We start from the raw sequence: 17,182 nt of genomic DNA, 5'->3' as shown, positions 1-17,182 counted from the left end.
TGGACTTTTCTGGCTATGCGGCGTCTTCATGCGAGTACACTCACTTTGTGAATCTGACGCAATGATCGAATCGACGATAGGATGACGGCGTGCCACGTGAAAGGGAACCGATGACTGCCGTCCGTCGACCCCGCGACCGTAAGCAACAGATATTGGCAGCAGCAAGCGAGCTGTTCCGGGAGCACGGGTATCACAACATTTCTGTTTCGGATGTCACCGCTCGTGTGGACATCACGACGTCCGCGCTCTACCGCCATTATCGAAACAAGAACAGCCTGCTCTATCACGCGGTTCTGGCCGGGATCGAGTCTCTCAATGAATCTGTCGGCGGTGCAACGGATCTGTACACGTTGCTGACAACGCTGTCGGCAACGTCGGTCGAGCGCCGCGGGTTGCCGCTGTTGTGGCAGCGCGAAGCCAGGTACCTGGACGACGACCAACGAGAGATTCTGCGTAAGAGGTTGCGGGTCAGTACCTCTCGTATCTCGGAGCTGGTGCAAGCGCACAGGTCTGACCTTTCCGACTCCGACAGTCGGCTGCTGGCGTACTCGATCCTGGCGGTGTTCAGCAGTTCGTCGAGTCACCGAATCTCGATGCCTCCCCGTCAGATGGAGGCGCTGCTGTTCGACCTTTCGGCGCGTGTTGCCCTGTCCCCCATCGGGTCTGCAGACCTTGATGTTCCCGCTGCGCGTACTGAGGTCATCTCCATACCCGTTTCGCGACGCGAACAACTACTGACTGCGGCGATTCAACTGTTCGACGAACGCGGGTATCGAACGGTCAGCAACGAGGACGTCGGCGCGGCCTGCGGCACGACAGGCCAGAACGTGTACAACCACTTCGACACGAAGCTCGACATTCTGTCCACGGCAATCACCCGTGGTTTCGACCGACGTGACCTTGCCGTGCGGCAGGCGCTGTCGCAAGTAGGCGATTCGAGCGAGACGCTCGACATTCTCTTGGGTGTTCATATCGCGTTTGCCCTGGAAGACGGACACCTCATCGGTCTGATGGCGACGGAACTCGCCGAGCTTCCCGACAACACCCGAAAGGCCTGTGTCCAAGCTCAGCGGGACTACCTGGAGTTGTGGGTTCGGGCGCTCAGCGAAGTTCGCCCCGGTTTGGATGCAACCGAGGCGAAGTTCACCGTGAGTGCAGCAATGACGTTGATCGGCAACGCTATCCGTATCGGAAGCGTTCGGCGCCGTGTTGACCTCGCAGACCGACTGGCGGAGATATGCACTGCTTTGATGACGGAGACTTCGGATCCCGCTGCGTCATTGGTGGGCGCCGGAGTTGGTGCCGCTCCGTAGTCTCAGAGCGGCAGATCGGCACCACAGAACGAGTCAGTCGCGCCCGGCTTCGACCAGCTTTTCAGCGAGGGTCGCCGGTGTAGTGAAAATCGCTTCGTGGCTTCCTGCCATCTGAATGATCCTGCACAGGCCGAGTCGACCGGAAAATCTTGGATGCCAGGCGAACTCGCCGTGCGGCATCGCAGTGTCTTCCGTGCAGTTCAGGTAGGAAGTCCTCACCGTCCCGGAGTTGACGAGTTCGTAGAACTTCGTGAGATCAAGTTTGTCTTCCAACATAGTGACCGGTGTCGGGCATAGAGACTCGTAGGCGCTCATGGCTGTCTCGTGATCTGCGTCGTTCAAGAACGCTTCCCTCCAGACGTTCCAAGGCAAGGAGAACATTCCGTCCACCGCTCTTTCGCGCACCATCTCTCGATAGTGAGCCGGGGACTCGTCGTTGATACTGTTGCCATTCGCTGGAACAAAGGCATTCCAATAGACAAGTCGCCGAATGCGGTCAGGAAATACCTCTGCGACCTTGGAGATGACCGTGCCGCCGAAGCTGTGTCCCACCAGAATGAAGTCCGTGATATCTCGGTCGGTGATGTACTGAACGATCGACTCGACACCGTCCGCGTGTCGGACACTCGTCTGTGATTCCCCGAAACCCGCGACCGTAGGCGTGTACACGCTATGGCCGGATGCAATCAGGTGTTTCGCTACTGGTGCCCAGTGCTCCCCCGTATGCCAAGCTCCATGAACGAGAACGAAAGTGTATTGCTGCGCCACGACTATTCCTCCACCACGTAAGTTCGCTCGCCGAACAGAATTCATCCGCAAAGGTCTCGCGAACGAGAAGATGATGAGCGATTGGGATTTTCTCGTCCACCGGCCCCGAATCTATCGTCGAATCGAATGTCGAACCAATGCCGGAACATTCGCTGGCCATATCGAACCTGGTATAGCGAATATGCCTCCCACTCAGAAGGATCGGGAGCAAAACGTCAGTGACATCCGAGGTGCCCTAGCGTACTGCCACAGCTTCGATCTCGACCAGCATCGCCGGGTCGGACAGCCCGGTGGTCTCAGCCATCAAGCTGGCTGGTGAGCATTGGTAGGTTTCGAGGGCATCGAGAACAACATCGTAGTTCGAGGTTGCAGAAGCTATGTCTCTGACAAAGATGCGGATCTGTACTACGTCTCGGAAACTGAAACCCGCAACTTCGAGGGTGCGGTCGATATTGACAAAGGTCGTTGCAACTTGGGCTCTGAAGTCGCCGACGCCTCCGCGCGCATCCACGCTACCGCGTCCCTCATGCCCCGATACGAAGAGAAATTCCGAAGGTGCGCTGATTCTGACCGCGGAGTTGTATCCGAACCTACCCGTAATGAGTTGTGGAGCAATGTTTTCACGTTGCATGTGGAGTCGTCTCCAATCTGAACTGTCGATAGTTTCGCCGCATCGAGTCAGCGGTCGTAGGACAAGATCTGTTCGGCGACCGCTCGGGGAGCGGAGATCATCCCGTCGTGCCCGGTATTGATTCGATCGAGTTGCCACTCGCGCGAGTTGTTCAGCACCCGCTGCTTCGACGCTTGGATGTCGGGGAAGGCGGGCTCAGTGAAGTCGATGTAGTGCCGTGGAAGTCCAGCCCCAGCCGGACCGGTGAGAATGACTGTGTCACTCCAGGTCGACCATGGGTGCGCAGTGAGTTGCCTTTTCGCCCAATCGATGTCATTTCGATCGGTGAGACCGAACATAGTGGGATCTGTCGGTGCGGGCACAGTGTGCCCGCCGGTGGCGTCGACAAGCGTTCGGAGTACCTCCTGGCTGCCGAGTGGCATTGTGGACAGCACTGTCTCACCGTTTTCGATGACCACAGCGTCGAGGTAGACCAATCGACGGATCCTCTCAGGCATCCGGTCAGCCACCGAGGTTATGTATGCACCACCGATGCTGTGGCCGACCAGCACGAAGTCTGTGAGCTCCTCTGCTTCAATCGTCCGAATGATGTCGTTGACAGCGTCGTCGTAGCTCAACTCTGCATGGAGGAGATGGGATCGGTCCCCTACGCCGGTGATCGTCGGGGTGATCACTCGGTTCTCACCGCGTTGCAACATCGGTGCGAGTTTGCGCCAACACCAACCTCCATGGCTGCCACCGTGTACGAGAAGATAGTCCGGTCGCGCGGGGGAAGCTGAAGAGATGCCGGTGCCTGCGGTAGCAGTTGCAGGGGCAGCGGGTGTGACTGCGGCTGCGGCTGCGGGTGCCGCCGCCCCTGCGAACAGCGTGCGCCGGTTCACTCGCGAGTGAATCTTCGACGGCTCGCCGGCTACACCTCGCTCGGAGGCATCCGACATTCTGCTGTGCGTTCGAGTTGCGCTGTTCGGGGCCGTCAAGTTCCCGAAGGGCATGGGAGATGTCATCCACCTAGCCTGTCGATCTGCACACCTGCTGAACATGTTGGTCAGGCCACAAAACATGTCCTTGCGTTCGCTTTCCTTTCGTCTACCGGTGGACAGGCTTGGACACCACAGGCTCGAAACTCGCGGCAGGCCCGAAACTCACTGTGAGCGTGACTTGTAGCTCGCCAATCCGTCGGCCTCCCGCAACCGATCGACCAACAAGATCAGCATCTCCTGAGAATCAGACGACAATTCATTTGTCAGTCTGAGAAGATGCTGCACCGATTCATTCGACAACTTTGCAATGAGTAAGGCATCCGAGTGTCGCGAGTCTTCGATTCCGAAATCGCAACGGCTGTCGAAGAAGTGGCTCGTATTGACGCCGAAGAACTGTGCGAGGCCGCGCACCACAGTCTCTGACGGGGCGCGGCGAACCCCGGTGCGAAGCTGAGAAAGATAGGGAGTCGATATGCGACACCCCTGCTGACGAAGCGCGTCGCAGACTCGTGCATTGGTCAATCCAGGTTGGCGGGTTTCGAAGAGAGCGTTCAATCTGATGCAGAAAACGCTGTATCCATGCTCGCTCAGCAATTCTCTTCTCTCCGTGCAACGTAGCGGTTGGGTCCGATACCCCGAGCGAGCCGGTGACCTGCCGCTCGGGGGATGAGTAATCGGCTTGTCAGACTTGAATTTCGCTGAGCGCGTCGACGATCAAGTCGGATACCGCTGACGGCTGCGACGCCAAGGACGCGTGCCCAGTCGGCAGTTCGACGAGTTTGCGGGGGTTCATTCGCCCAGCCATCATTCGCTCGTTGTCGGGATGGATCATTCGGTCTTCACTCGAGACCTGGTACCAGCTCGGCTTGACCTTCCACGCCGGTGCAGTAACCGCGTCACCGAAAGTACTTGCCAATGGAGCTTTTTGGGTAACTGCCATGATCAATGAGTTACTGACGTCGAGATCCTGACAAAAGCTGTCGCGATACTTTTCCTGAGTGATCCACAGGTATCCGTCGGAGTCCGGTGCCAGATTTGCGGCAGCGGCAGGTGGGTTCTGTTGGGTGATACCGCCAGGGCTTTCGCCGGCGTCGGGTGCAAACGCTGCGATGTACACCAGCCCGACGACGTTGGGGAGGTCCCCCATTTCGGTGATGACTGCACCGCCATAGGAGTGCCCGACCAGCAGAACTGGGCCTTGAACCTGCTCGACCATCTTGCGCGTACGTTCGGCATCGTCAGCGAGTGATGTCAGAGGCAGTTCGACGGCACGGAGATTCGAATATCCCCTGGCGTCCAGATCGACGATGACTTTGCCCCAGTGGGCCGCGCCACCCCAAAAACCATGTACCAAAACAATAGTTACGTCACTCATGCCGTTCCCTTCGGTTGGTGATCTTTGATTTCGGGAGTGCCGTGGCCATTGGTATTCGTGGTCAGCCCGTCAAGCACCGCACGCGGAGTTGACGGGTGCCTTGTTGATTCGGTCCCACAAGAATTTTGCCGCAAGCGGCATGCCGGTCACCGTTCCGAAATCGTGACCGAGAGTTGATCCCGGTAGCAGCGGCGGTGTGATGTCGTCCTGTGTGTATTCGACTTCCGCTCCCAATGCGCACCATCTGTCTCTCAGTGCGGCAACGGAATCAGCCGGAACGATGTCGTCGTTGGTGGACGTGTGCAGGTATACCGGGGCAGAGGGGGCCGTGCGTCCGATTTGTTGATCGTCGACGACCGCTGCAAGTTCCGGTTCCTCGGACAGGATCTGAGAGAAGGACTTTCCGTCGACGGTGTAGTCGGTACTACGAGTACCCAACGATGTCAGCCCGGTATCCGGCACGCATTGCGTCGCGCTGGTCGTAAGCCATTGCTTTCCCTTGTCGTTGAGCCGCTTGTCGAAGATCGGCCCTAGCTCGGGGTACCTCGCCATCAGGCTGTTGAGGGTGTATCCGACCGCTCCGGTGAGCAGTGACCCGTCTGCCTTGCGGAGAACCTCACGCAGGTCGGGATCGGCCGCCCCCGCGTAGGTTCCGAGCACGTTCAACTCGGGTGCCCGCTTGCCGACAATTTCTGCCGCGGACGCGCTCGCGCCGCCGCCCTGGGAGTAACCCCAGAACGCGATAGGTGTGGAGTCAGGGAGATTCCACAGTTGATTCGATGCGCGTGCGGCATCGACGACGGCGTTGCCCTGCTCGACCCTGTTGACGTAGGTGTGAATTCCGGGAGTGCCGAGCCCGATGTAGTCGGGCATGACCACACGAAACCCTGCGGTGAGCAGCAAGCCGGCATCTGCCACGTTGTAGTTGACGGGCAGGCTCAACTGAGGGCTGACCTGAATGTTGAAGGCCCACGCAAGGTTCTTCGAGCCGGCGCATTGATCGCCCTGACCGAACGTGCCCGGAGCAACGACGACGGTGGGCCGGTCACCGGGGCCGCGCCAGGGAAACGCCGGCGTGATGGCTGCGCCGGTGGTAGCCACGGGAGTTCCGTCCACGAGCGTGGAGGTGTACATGATCTTTTCGCCGTTGCCCGGCCACGTGCCGGCTATGCCGGGTATCTGGCCGAGCAGAGGAGTTGTCTCGGACTTGATCATCACTCCCTCCCCTGCCGGCAACGCCGTGGGTGGTTGATAAAAGTCCTGCGATTCAGCTTGTGCGAGAGCAGGAGTCATGGAAACAGCTCCTGCAGCGAGGAAGCCCACTGCCGCGAGACGGAGTAGTGCAACTTTGTGCATTTCTTCTCAGATCTTCCGTGTAAGACATTGTTGTCTAACTTTCTTTCAAAGTAGCGCACTTGTGACGGGACTCGCAATGGTCATCGCTCACCGGGGTTCGCCACAGTGGGCGTCCACGAGAGTGTTTGCGCGGTGGGTTGCGGCCGAGAAAGACTCCTGGCCTGCGGAAGTGCCGGAACGCCGAAAAGCTCCGGAGGGATTAAGGTCGGATTTCGAAACCGATCCGGCGCCGCACCGGGCAGTGTGCCGCGGTCGAATCAGCCGATCGAGGTGTCGGTGCCGATCAGTGCGCTCAGAATCGTGGACATGACTTTGACAAGACTGTCGACGGGCGGGCGAGTGGTCGCGGTGCTCCACTGATGCACGAGCGCTATGAGTGCGCCGATGAAGGCCGTCGACGCCATGTCGTATCCGCCGGGGGGAACAAAATCCTCACCCACGGCATTTTGAACTGTCGATTTGAAGAACGCTGCCCATTCTGTGCGCCGCTCTACGCGGTGCGCTTCCACCCGCGGGCTGACCCCGACGATGTCTACGTACGAGATCTGAGCTCGCCGAGGATCGCTGCCGATCGACTCGACGAACGCTGTCATCGCCGTTTCCGCGAGATCGGCGAGTGTGACGGGTTTTCTGTCAGCAATCGCAGTCAACATCGCGTCCCGCGCATCGCTTTGAATCTGGTCGTACAGTGCGATCAACAGATCTTCGCGGCTGTCGAACTCGTCGTAGAACTGTCGTCTTGCAAGGCTTGCAGCGGTACAGATGTCCGCGACCGAACTCGATGCGTATCCCTTGTCCGAGAAGACTTCCAGCGCAGCCCAAATGAACTGCAGCCGCCTTTCGGCACGGCGAGCCGAGACCGGTCGACCACCGTAGTTTCGAGTCTCGTCGCTCACCTCCTGCACGTCGTACATGATAGTCCCTCGCTCGGTGGGCGACGCAGAGACCTCAGGCGTAGATCGCCTCCACGTCGGAAGCGTAATTTGCGAGGACGATGTCACGCTTGAGCGACAGCTTCGGCGTCAGTTCTCCGGCATCCTGAGACCATTCGGTGTCGAGGATGCGGAACTGTTTGATCTGTTCCGCCTTCGAGACCATCTTGTTGGTTTCCGATACAGCCCTGTCGATTTCGGCGTGCAGGCCGTGAACGAGCTCGAGATCGGAGACTGATACTTCCTGGGGCAGGCCTTTCCGCTCCCGCCACGCCCGAAGTGCCGTGGAATCGAGTGTGATCAGCGCGCTGATGAATGGTCGTGCGTCGCCGAGCACCATTGCCTGATTGATCAGGGGATGAGCGCGGAGGGCATCCTCGAGTGGGGCCGGCGAGACATTCTTTCCTGCAGCAGTGACCAGTATTTCCTTCTTACGGCCGGTGATGAAGACGTAGCCCTGCTCGTCGATGGTCCCGAAGTCTCCGGTCCGGAACCATCCGTCGTCGAAGGCTTCCGAAGTGGCGCCCTCGTTGTGCCAGTATTGACCGAAGACGACGGGACCTTTGACGAGGAGTTCTCCGTCGTCGGCAACTTTTGCCGAATGGCCGTCGAAAGGTCTTCCCACTGAACCGATCTTGTGGTGGCTCGGTGTGTTCAAGGTGATCGCGGCGCTGGTTTCTGTCAATCCGTAGCCCTCGAGCACGGGGACACCGATGCCGTTGAAGTAATGCCCGAGGCGTGTCCCCAGGGGTGCGCCGCCTGAGACGACGTGGGTGCACTGGCCTCCGAGCACGGTCTTGATTCTCCGGTAGACGACCCAGGAGAAGATCCGGTGCTTGAGCGCCAGTCCTGGCCCCACGCGCTCAGGCGACTGACGGCAGCGGCTCCATTCGATGGCCACATCGGCCGCTGCGTCGAAGATTTTGCCTCGGCCTGCGTCCTGCGCGTTCTGCCTGGCGCCGTTGTAGATCTTCTCGAAGACGCGCGGTACGGACAGGACGAAATGCGGTTTGAATTCGGCGAATTGGTCAACCAAGGTGGCCCAGTCCGACGTGTGCCCGACGGTGACCTTTGCATCGAAGGCACTGAGCGAGACCACTCGCGCAAAGATGTGTGCCAACGGGAGAAACATGAGAGTGCGCTTCCCGTCGCGCAGGGCTGCAGACAGTGCATTTCGTGCAGCCATGGATTCTGCGAACAGGTTGCCGTGTGTCAACACGACCCCTTTGGGGCGTCCGGTTGTCCCGGATGTGTATACCAGGGTGGCGGGCGTCGAAGCTGTGACGGTTCGGCGCCTGGCCTCGACTTCTTTCCGGTCTGTCGCCTCGCCACGCCGCGCGAGTTCACCGATGGCGCCCGCATCGATCTGCAGCGTTTCGCGGAGTTTGTCCAGGGAGTTTCCGATCGTGTGCACGAGTTCGCGGTGAGCGGGGGTCTCGACGACGAGGAGGACGGCCCCGGAATCGTCGAGAATCCACGACACCTGCTCGGCGGACGAGGTCTCGTAGACGGTGACGGTGCATGCACCAACGGTCCAGATCGCGTAGTCGAGAAGCACCCACTCGTAACGCGTCGATGCCATGATCGCCACGCGATCCCCCAGGGTGATACCCGAGGCGATCAACCCTGCAGCAACAGCTGTGACCTGCTCCGCGAATTCTGCCGCGGTGACATCAGCCCACTGCCCGTCCTCGCCGCGTTTCTTGAACGCGACGAAGTCCGGTGACTCGTCGGCGTAGCGAAACACGTTATCGGCCAGAGATATCCGGCTCGGCACGGTCAAAGTGACTGGTGAGGTGAAAGCACGCATGTCTGTCGATTCCCTTCGAGGGGCAGCTCGACGGCAGTCTCCCGCCGAGTTCGACAAATGTTAGACACACGTATCTCACTTTGTCGAGTGCTGCCTCCGCGTCGCGCGCAACGTCCGGCCCCGCCGAGCCTAAGAAGTGCCGGATTCGTCGACGTCGATCAGGTCGACATCGTCCAACTCCCATTCTTTCGACATCACTTCGGGCCCGACGCCGTAGAAGCGGAACATCAGCTCGAACGTGTCCGAGGCGCCGGTTGCGATGAAGTTCGACTCCAGGCCCGGGATTTCCTTCGGTCCGAAGTACACGTCGAGGGACCCGTCGTCGTTGACTTTCACTCCGGGGGTTTGAGAGGAAACCGAGAATTTCGTAGCACGACGGATGAAGGTGTGGTCGTTGCCGTCATACATTGTCACGGACCAGTATTGGGAGACAGGTACACCGGACGGTACGCGCATCCGGTACGTGCGATCGGAGCGAAACAGATTGCCCGCGCGATCTCGAATGTTCACAAGGTAAAACTGTCCGACGCCCAACCTCTTGAGGCCGATGAAGGCCATGTGATAGACCACGCCGCGGTCGGTATACGGGTAGACCTCGCCGTTCGCGAAGTTGCGATTCGCCCTTCGATGAAATCGCGCCCGGCCGGAAAGAACCATTGTCGGCCTTCGAAGAACGACGGCTCGTGCTCGTACAGTTCCCGCAGCCACTCGTGCGCTTCCTGTATCGCGCTCTCCAACAGCGCGATCCGCTGAGGCGACGGCGTGAACGGCCGTCCGCGCTCGATGCCGATCGACTTCAACATCTCCGCGAAGGCGCGATCACGTGGAAGCCAGGGCTCGGCCTGCACCGTGCGGTCCAACGCTTCCCAATATCGGATGTCGTACGGAATCCGTGTGTCGACCACCTGGCCGCGCAGGTCTCTCCTTGCCGTCGCCCGCGGATTGTCCGCCTCGGCGAGCGGGTAGATGCCAATCCTGTTGCAGTACTCCAATCCTGAGTCGAGGGCGGCTTGGGTCGGGGCGGGGAGCACCGATCGCAACAATGCGTACACCCGATTCGTATCGGATTGCAACACAACGTATCCTTCGGGAATTCGGCCTTCGTAGCCAGGCGGCAGGACGAGATAACGAGCGCCTCTGCCTTCGTCGGCGCCGAACTTCCCCACGTCTTCGAGCGGTACCTGCCAGACGTTGCAGACACTGCCGTTGAGTACGTGATCGTCGGATCCTGCCGGGATGTCTATGACCATCGGACCGTCCCGCCCCGGGTCTATGAAGGCCATGTAGTAGATCAGGTCCGGATTGGGCGTCAATGTTTGATTCTGCCAGTCCAAAAGACTTGACCAGAAGAGAAATTCGTTCTTTCCCTCCGGCGCCATCTTCGAGCGCATGATTTCGTAGTTCACTGCGGCCATACCCCAGACTGCCGCCTCGACGGCACGTCGATGAATTCCGCGATCGATCGCATTCCCATCTGCTTGATTCGACATCCTCGAACCTCTCCTCGTTTCGCCTGGCGCGTTGACGCTCCCCACAGCCTCGCTGCTCCGGGCGCATCGCGACTCATTCGAAACGGGTGATGTGCTGGTAGGGATTATTCGGTTCGAACGCGAGACGGGTACTGAGATGGAGAAACCCCGTAATGCGTCTTGAACGCGGTACTGAGATTGAACGCATCCGAATATCCGGTCTTCTTCGCCAGACGATCCAATGTGAGCGTTGGATCGACGATCAACGAATCTGCGACCAGTGCCAGCCTCCACCGTCGCAGATGTTGCATCGGGGGTTCACCGACGGAACTCTTGAATTCAGAGACGAACATGGATCGAGACATGCCGGCGATGGCGCTCATCGCCGGCAGAGTCCATTTCTTCCCGGGATTCGAGTAGACCTCGCGCAATACGGCGCTGATCGATTGACGGGGATCGTGCGACAGGTTTCCCACATTCCAGCCGGCAGACCACTCCGCGAGCATCAGGCAGACAATCGACTCGAGGAGTCTGACTGCCGTGGACGGGAAACCTCTCCCATCTGCCCAGTTGTCGTGTTCCCGAGCAAGCGACTGCAGGGCGCGGGATACCGAGTTGACCTCTGAGGTTTCGGACGTCAAGAGATTCGGAAGGTGATGCTCCAGAATCGAATACAGATTTCCTGCCGACTCGAAGGAGAATACGAGGACGGGTGGATGGCTCGACTTTTCCGATCGATCCGAATCTTGATGTGGTTCGGACAAACGAAAGTTACCTTCGCCGGACAGGCACAGTATGGCGACCTCGCCCGCGCGGAGCGCTGTAACTTCTCCGCGAGAAGTGGTCGATGTAATCTCCAGTAACACTTCAGTGTTGCTGAAAATCAAGAACTTTCGCGAGGATCCCATTTCGAATGTCGACGACTCTGGAGACGCACTGAAGTCCTCGATGCCAGGATTTACGATACCGGGATTCACGATACCGAAGTTCACGATACGAAATGCCGAGAGTGCGCTGTCTACGGGACTGAGCATCTCCTGATCCTAGGCACAGGGAGAGTTGGAGGGGCGAAACGCAATCACATGGATACCGAACCCTCGAGCATGGTGAGCTGACCGTCCATGAAACTAGCGTTCAACCATGGCAAAAAGTAGAGAGATTCTGGTACTCGGAAGCACTGGCCAAACCGGTCGGATAGTGGCTGATTCACTGGAGAGGGAAGGACACGCCGTACTGCGAGCCTCTCGTTCGTCTGCGTCCACACCCTTTGACTGGTTCACGCAGGATACGTGGCGGCAAGCAGTAGGAGGCGTCTCGCGCGCGTACGTGGTGTTACCCGAAAGATTGGTGGATTTTGTTGCCTTCGTGGACCTTCTGGAGAGTTGTGGAGTCGAACACGCAGTTGTTCTGACGGCCCGAAACCCATCCGTCAGTGGTGACGGCATAGCTGTCGGCGCCGAATTCGCGTTTGCCCAGTCGGCGGTCAAGAGCACTTTCCTTCAGCCGAGTTGGTTCGCGCAGAATTTCACGACGGGTATGTTCGCAGGGCTACTTCAGGCCACCGGCACATTGAGGCTCCCAGCGGGAGCCGGTTCGGAGCCGTTCATCGATTACCGAGACATCGCCGAAGTGGCCTCCACCATCCTTTCCATGGACGACCCTTCACCGAGCGGTCCTTTGCCGCTGACGGGTCCGAAGTCCTACTCATTCGAGGAAGCGCTCCGGGTTCTCACCGATGTAACCGGCACGGATGCAGGGAGATTCGAATCGATCTCCGTTCTCGAATGGAAATCCGATGCAGCACGTATGGGAATTCCTGAATCCTTCGTGCAGTCGCTGACAAACCTGTTCGTTGCGATATCCAAAGGTCGTGACGATTACATTTCCAGCGGTGTGTACGAGGTGCTCGGGAGGGAGCCTCGTTCACTTTCCGACACTTTTCGTGATCACTCGAACCTGACGAGCTGATTATCGGCGACCACCGGATCGATAGGATGGGAATGAGCAAGCGACGAAGGGTGTAATTGTGGCGAGGGCGGTTGTTGTCGGTGCGAGCCGAGGTCTTGGTCGTGCGTTGATCGAGGGTCTGAGGAGCGATGGCCACGATGTTCTCGGCATATCGCGTCGGCGTCCTGACGGGTTCGACGTCTCCGAGTGGATCGAAGCCGACCTGACCGACCCTGTTACGGCAGCGAATTCGATCGATCAGGAGCTTGTCGGTGGTGTAGATACCCTGATCTGCAACGTCGGAATTTGGGAAGGGGATGCCTTCACTTCCGATTATGCGTTCACAGATCAATCCGATGTCGAAATGCTGGAAATGATCAATGCCAATGTTATTGGCACGATTCTCTTGCTCAAGCGCCTGATCCCCCGGATGATCGGCCGTCCTCGACCTCGGATCATCCTGACCGGTTCTACCTCGGGTCTCCCGCGAAGTGGTAGGCCGGAGGTTGCGTTCGGTGCATCGAAGTCCGCGATCAACGGCATGGCCGACGCGGTGAGAGAGGGCTACCGGAAGGACCGACTCGCAGTGACGGTCCTGCACCTCGGATATCTCAATACAGAAGATGGACTCGATGTGCCCCGAGACATCGCTGCGGCCAGGGGAGAGGGTTCACTGGTCCCGGTGCATGACGTTGTGGACACGGTGCGCTCGATCTCGAGTTTGTCGTCTTCGGCGTCAGTGCGGGAAATAGTCCTCACTGCGATCGACGATCCGCGATTCTGATTCACGGCTGTCGACTCTGTCGGTGAATCTGGTTGCCGAGCAGACGTATTAAGGGATCTAAACCCCGATCAAGAAGTAAGCTCCGATCAGATACGTCAGGGTGAGTCCCGCCAAGGCCCACGCCAGGTAAGGACGGATGTAGAGGCGCCGCAGCCGGTGTAATCGCAGGGAGGCCCGCAAGAACGCGCCCACGGTCCCGAGCAGCAACATCAGACTCGGGACGAAGACTGCCAGTCGGCGATCTTTCGGTGAGCACAGCAAGGCGTCGGTGCCGAAGCATTCGCCTCTTCGGGAGCCCAACCACACGATCGCGACAACCAGCACCGCGGTAGCCAGAACGACGGACAGCCCGTATGTCAGGGTTCGCCTGTTGATCTTTCGCTCCCGACGCTGAATGACATCTGACGCCTCAGAACTGTCGGTCATCACACCCCCTCCTGAACATCGCACCTCACTTCGTGGATCGACGGTGGGAGAGGGCATACAGCACCACTCCTACGGCCAGGAGCAAAGATGCCCGCAACCATGTCGCTGCGCTCTGCTGGGTGAGCAATGCAACGCACGTACCGAGAGCGAGGATCGGAAAGATGATCGGCGTTCGGAAGTGCTTGTGTTGCACTGCGTCACGACGTAAGACCAGGACGGCGATGTTGGTGCTGATGAATACGAAAAGCAGCAGGAGCACCACCGTCTCCGCCAGGGCCGACAACGAACCGGTGACGCACAGAGCCATGGCAACGGCTGTGGTCGCGACAATCGCCACCCAGGGGGTCCGGCGACGCGGCAGCACCCGTGCAAATGTGCTCGGGAGCAGGCCTTCCGACGCCATTCCGTATGTAAGCCTGCTCGCCATGATCATCGTCAGCAGTGCGCCGTTGGCGACGGCGACCAGTGCGATCAGGCTGAACAGGCGCGGCGGAACACCGACGTCGGCGGCAGACACCACTGCCAGCAGGGGGCCGGAGGATGCGGCGAGTTCGGCGGCGGGCAGGACCACCGAGACAGCGAGGCCGACGAGGACATAGGCGGCACCCGCTGTCAGCAAGGCTCCGAACAGTGCGCGTGGGTAGACCTTGCTCACGTTCTTCACTTCTTCGGCGACGTTCGCGGACGTTTCGAAGCCGACGAACGAGTAGTAGGCAAGCAACGCAGCTGCCAACACTGCGAGTGCGGGTGATCGGCTGTCGTCGAATTCGACGACGCGGCTCAGGGTTCCGTCGCCGTGCCCGAGAACTATGCAGGCAAGGACAACAACCAGGACAAGGCCGGTGACCTCGACGACTGTCATGACGACGTTGGCGCGCATCGACTCCTTGATGCCTCTCGCATTGAGAAGTCCCACCAGTAGAAGGAAGACGAGCGCTGCCGGAACTGTCGGGACGTCGATGAACGCTTTGAGATAGTCGCCCGAGAATGCGAGAGCGAGTCCCGCTGCACTCGTGACACCGGCCGCCAGCATCGAGAAGCCGACGAGGAACGAGATCAGTGGTTTCCCATACGCCCGCTGAGCGAACACGGCAGCACCGCCCGCGCGCGGATATTTGGTGACCAGTTCGGCATACGACGTCGCTGTCAACAACGCCATGACCAGCGCTACGAGCAGCGGGACCCAGACGGCTCCACCCACCTCACCGGCGATGACGCCCACCAATGCGTAGATACCGGCGCCCAGAACATCTCCGAGGATGAACACGAAAAGGAGTGGGCCGGTTATCGCCCGGGTGAGAGTGTTCGTACCGCCGCCTTCGTCGCGGTGTGCGGTTTCGTCCACGTTCTCGGCCCTCGCGGCGCGTCGCATGTGCAAGGTTCATCCTGTCTTCATGGTGACGTGCCGCCACCTCAGGAGCAGTCATGTACCCATTGGCCGAAGTTTCAAACGTAGGTCCCCCGCCTTCCCGTGCTTTGCTTGTAGGGGAATCGCAGAAGTAGTGACTGGAGGACGAAGTGGCCGAAACGACGGTTGCCGCGGTGATGGACGAGTTGGCTGCTCTCGAAGATCCGAAGGCGCGTGCGGTGAACGAGAAGCACGGTGACGATCACGGTGTGAACCTCACAAAACTGCGCGCTGTTGCGAAGCGATTGAAGACTCAGCAGGAACTCGCACAACAGCTTTGGGCGACGGGCGATACCGCGGCGCGGTTGTTGGCCCTTTTGATCTGCCGGCCGAAGGCGTTCGAGCGTGACGAGTTGGATGTCATGTTGCGAGAGGCCCGCACTCCGAAGGTGCAGGACTGGCTCGTCAATTACGTGGTGAAGAAGAACCCGCACGCCGAGGAGTTGCGGGTGGCCTGGACCGCTGACCCTGATCCTGTGGTCGCTAGCGCCGGGTGGGCTCTGACCACCGAACGTGTCGCGAAGAAGCCTGAGGGCCTTGACCTTTCAGGGCTACTCGACGTCATCGAGGCGGAGATGAAGGATGCTCCTGACCGCCTGCAATGGGCGATGAATCATTGCCTGGCTCAGATCGGGATCGAACATGTCGAGTACCGCGCCCGGGCAATCGAGATCGGTGAGCGACTGCGGGTGCTCGAGGATTACCCGACTCCCCCGAACTGCACCTCGCCGTTTGCGCCCATCTGGATCGCGGAGATGGTGCGACGACAGAGTGCAAAGTAGGGTGCAAGACAACTGAGGATAGGGTTACCTTCATGCTACGTTAGGCGCCGTCACCCGCTCGGGGTGTCTGAGCAGGTCGATCGACCGGGAGGTCCTGGCGTGGCGAGAATTTCGGGACGAGGGCTGTCAGAGCGACGAAGTGGTGGCAGCCGTGTCCGCCGCATGGTGGCCGTCCTGGCGGCGTGCGGCCTGGCGGCCGGAATGGCGGCCTGCAGCAGCAACGGCGACAAAGACAGCACCCGGACGTCATCCGCAGTCGACGCCGCGTTCCCGGTGACGATCACCTCGGCCCTCGGCACGGCCGAGATCAAGGAGGAGCCCAGGCGGGTCGCAACCTGGGGATGGTCCAATCAGGACGCCCTCCTGGCGCTCGGTGTCGTCCCGGTCGCGATGCCCACTTTCTCCGGACCTCAGTACGGGGCCGACGCGCAGGGCATTCTGAAGTGGGACGCCGAGGCACTCGACAAGCTCGGTGGCGAGCAGCCCACCTTGTTGTCGGGTGACGGAACGGGCGAAGCACCTGTCGAGCAGTTCGCCAAGGCTGAACCAGATCTCATCTTCGCCCCGTACTCCGGGCTCACTCAGCAGGAATTCGACGCACTGTCGAAGATCGCGCCGGTGGTTTCCTTCCCGGACGAGCCGTGGACCGCGTCGTGGCAAGACCAGGTGACCATCGCCGGTCAGGCGCTGGGTAAACAGGCCGAGGCCGGCACGCTCATCGACAAGACCAACGCCGCGATCAGCGCGACGGCTGCGAAGAACCCTGCGTTGCAAGGTAAGACCGTCACCATCGCACTCCCGAACAGCCCGAGCACGTTCGCGGTGAGTAAGAACGCCGACGTGCGTGTCGAGTTCCTCGAGCAGCTGGGTCTGAAGAACGAGCCGACGATCCAGCAGGCCGATCCCGCCAAGGATCCGGAGGCCGTGTACTTCGAGCTGAGCACCGAGCAGGTGCCGCTGATTGCGTCTGACGTGCTGTTCGTGGTGGCCTACGACAAGGACTCTCTGAACGCGTTCCTCGCCGAGCCACTGGTGGCAGCTCAGCCGGTGATCGTCGATGGGCGTACGGCATCCACCAAGGACTTCAGCGTCGACAAGAACTTCGCGTTCGGCGGACTGACGGTCCTGACCATCCCGTACATCCTCGACGACGTCGCCACAGTTCTGAACACCGCTGCCGGCAACGTCAAGGGCTGACCCG

17 protein-coding genes are annotated in these 17,182 nt (G+C 59.8%); 5 read left to right on the top strand and 12 right to left on the bottom strand.

Going from position 1 to position 17,182, the window contains the following annotated elements:
- Positions 1–89: 89 nt before the first annotated feature.
- Positions 90–1,313, top strand: a complete 1,224-nt coding sequence (locus ACFT1A_RS19905) for a TetR/AcrR family transcriptional regulator (protein ID WP_378448397.1) — start codon at positions 90–92, stop codon at positions 1,311–1,313.
- A gap of 33 nt (positions 1,314–1,346) precedes the next feature.
- Here the strand turns inward: ACFT1A_RS19905 and ACFT1A_RS19900 are convergent, their stop codons facing one another.
- From ACFT1A_RS19900 to ACFT1A_RS19855, 10 genes are all read right to left on the bottom strand, one after another.
- The gene (locus ACFT1A_RS19900; RefSeq protein ID WP_378448396.1) at positions 1,347–2,126 is read right to left on the bottom strand and encodes an alpha/beta fold hydrolase; all 780 of its coding nucleotides are present in this window, start codon (positions 2,124–2,126) and stop codon (positions 1,347–1,349) included.
- Positions 2,127–2,316: 190 nt separating this feature from the next.
- On the bottom strand, positions 2,317–2,712 hold the full coding sequence (locus ACFT1A_RS19895; RefSeq protein ID WP_378448395.1) for a RidA family protein: 396 nt from the start codon (positions 2,710–2,712) through the stop codon (positions 2,317–2,319).
- Positions 2,713–2,759: 47 nt separating this feature from the next.
- Complete coding sequence (locus ACFT1A_RS19890) at positions 2,760–3,716, bottom strand: alpha/beta fold hydrolase (RefSeq protein ID WP_378448394.1); 957 nt, start codon at positions 3,714–3,716, stop codon at positions 2,760–2,762.
- 658 nt (positions 3,717–4,374) lie between these two features.
- The gene (locus ACFT1A_RS19885) at positions 4,375–5,067 is read right to left on the bottom strand and encodes an alpha/beta hydrolase (RefSeq protein WP_378448393.1); all 693 of its coding nucleotides are present in this window, start codon (positions 5,065–5,067) and stop codon (positions 4,375–4,377) included.
- Positions 5,068–5,136: 69 nt separating this feature from the next.
- On the bottom strand, positions 5,137–6,360 hold the full coding sequence (locus ACFT1A_RS19880; protein ID WP_378448392.1) for a lipase family protein: 1,224 nt from the start codon (positions 6,358–6,360) through the stop codon (positions 5,137–5,139).
- A 320-nt stretch (positions 6,361–6,680) separates the two neighbouring features.
- Positions 6,681–7,337 carry a TetR/AcrR family transcriptional regulator gene (locus ACFT1A_RS19875; protein ID WP_378448391.1) on the bottom strand — a complete coding sequence of 219 codons (657 nt, stop codon included), beginning with the start codon at positions 7,335–7,337 and terminating at the stop codon, positions 6,681–6,683.
- Positions 7,338–7,371: 34 nt separating this feature from the next.
- Positions 7,372–9,165, bottom strand: coding sequence for an AMP-dependent synthetase/ligase (locus tag ACFT1A_RS19870; RefSeq protein WP_378448390.1), 1,794 nt, complete (start codon positions 9,163–9,165; stop codon positions 7,372–7,374).
- A gap of 129 nt (positions 9,166–9,294) precedes the next feature.
- A complete protein-coding gene (locus ACFT1A_RS19865; RefSeq protein WP_378448389.1) occupies positions 9,295–9,723 on the bottom strand; it encodes a DUF1214 domain-containing protein in 429 nt (142 codons plus the stop codon).
- Entirely contained in the window at positions 9,672–10,655 is a 984-nt protein-coding gene (locus ACFT1A_RS19860) for a DUF1254 domain-containing protein (protein WP_378448388.1), read from the bottom strand. The genes ACFT1A_RS19865 and ACFT1A_RS19860 overlap by 52 nt, the downstream gene beginning before the upstream one ends.
- A gap of 104 nt (positions 10,656–10,759) precedes the next feature.
- Entirely contained in the window at positions 10,760–11,398 is a 639-nt protein-coding gene (locus ACFT1A_RS19855) for a helix-turn-helix transcriptional regulator (RefSeq protein ID WP_378448387.1), read from the bottom strand.
- A 376-nt stretch (positions 11,399–11,774) separates the two neighbouring features.
- On the opposite strand from ACFT1A_RS19855, the gene ACFT1A_RS19850 reads away from it, so the two are divergent.
- On the top strand, positions 11,775–12,602 hold the full coding sequence (locus ACFT1A_RS19850) for a dTDP-4-dehydrorhamnose reductase (RefSeq protein ID WP_378448386.1): 828 nt from the start codon (positions 11,775–11,777) through the stop codon (positions 12,600–12,602).
- 58 nt (positions 12,603–12,660) lie between these two features.
- Positions 12,661–13,365: an SDR family NAD(P)-dependent oxidoreductase gene (locus ACFT1A_RS19845; protein ID WP_378448385.1), complete on the top strand. Its 705-nt coding sequence runs from the start codon at positions 12,661–12,663 to the stop codon at positions 13,363–13,365.
- A gap of 57 nt (positions 13,366–13,422) precedes the next feature.
- Here ACFT1A_RS19845 and ACFT1A_RS19840 read toward each other — a convergent pair whose 3' ends face one another.
- On the bottom strand, positions 13,423–13,791 hold the full coding sequence (locus ACFT1A_RS19840; protein ID WP_378448384.1) for a hypothetical protein: 369 nt from the start codon (positions 13,789–13,791) through the stop codon (positions 13,423–13,425).
- A 25-nt stretch (positions 13,792–13,816) separates the two neighbouring features.
- A complete protein-coding gene (locus tag ACFT1A_RS19835; protein WP_378448383.1) occupies positions 13,817–15,163 on the bottom strand; it encodes an APC family permease in 1,347 nt (448 codons plus the stop codon).
- 146 nt (positions 15,164–15,309) lie between these two features.
- Here ACFT1A_RS19835 and ACFT1A_RS19830 point away from each other — a divergent pair, with 146 nt between their 5' ends.
- Both ACFT1A_RS19830 and ACFT1A_RS19825 read left to right on the top strand, forming a co-directional pair.
- Positions 15,310–15,981 carry a DNA alkylation repair protein gene (locus ACFT1A_RS19830; protein ID WP_378448382.1) on the top strand — a complete coding sequence of 224 codons (672 nt, stop codon included), beginning with the start codon at positions 15,310–15,312 and terminating at the stop codon, positions 15,979–15,981.
- Positions 15,982–16,080: 99 nt separating this feature from the next.
- A complete protein-coding gene (locus ACFT1A_RS19825) occupies positions 16,081–17,178 on the top strand; it encodes an ABC transporter substrate-binding protein (protein ID WP_378448381.1) in 1,098 nt (365 codons plus the stop codon).
- Positions 17,179–17,182 lie beyond the last annotated feature (4 nt).

Origin of the sequence: Rhodococcus sp. NPDC057135 (assembly GCF_042670865.1) — a bacterium.
Classification (GTDB): domain Bacteria; phylum Actinomycetota; class Actinomycetes; order Mycobacteriales; family Mycobacteriaceae; genus Rhodococcus_F.
Note: the sequence above shows the minus strand (reverse complement) of the source record. Positions and strands in the feature narration are given on the sequence as shown.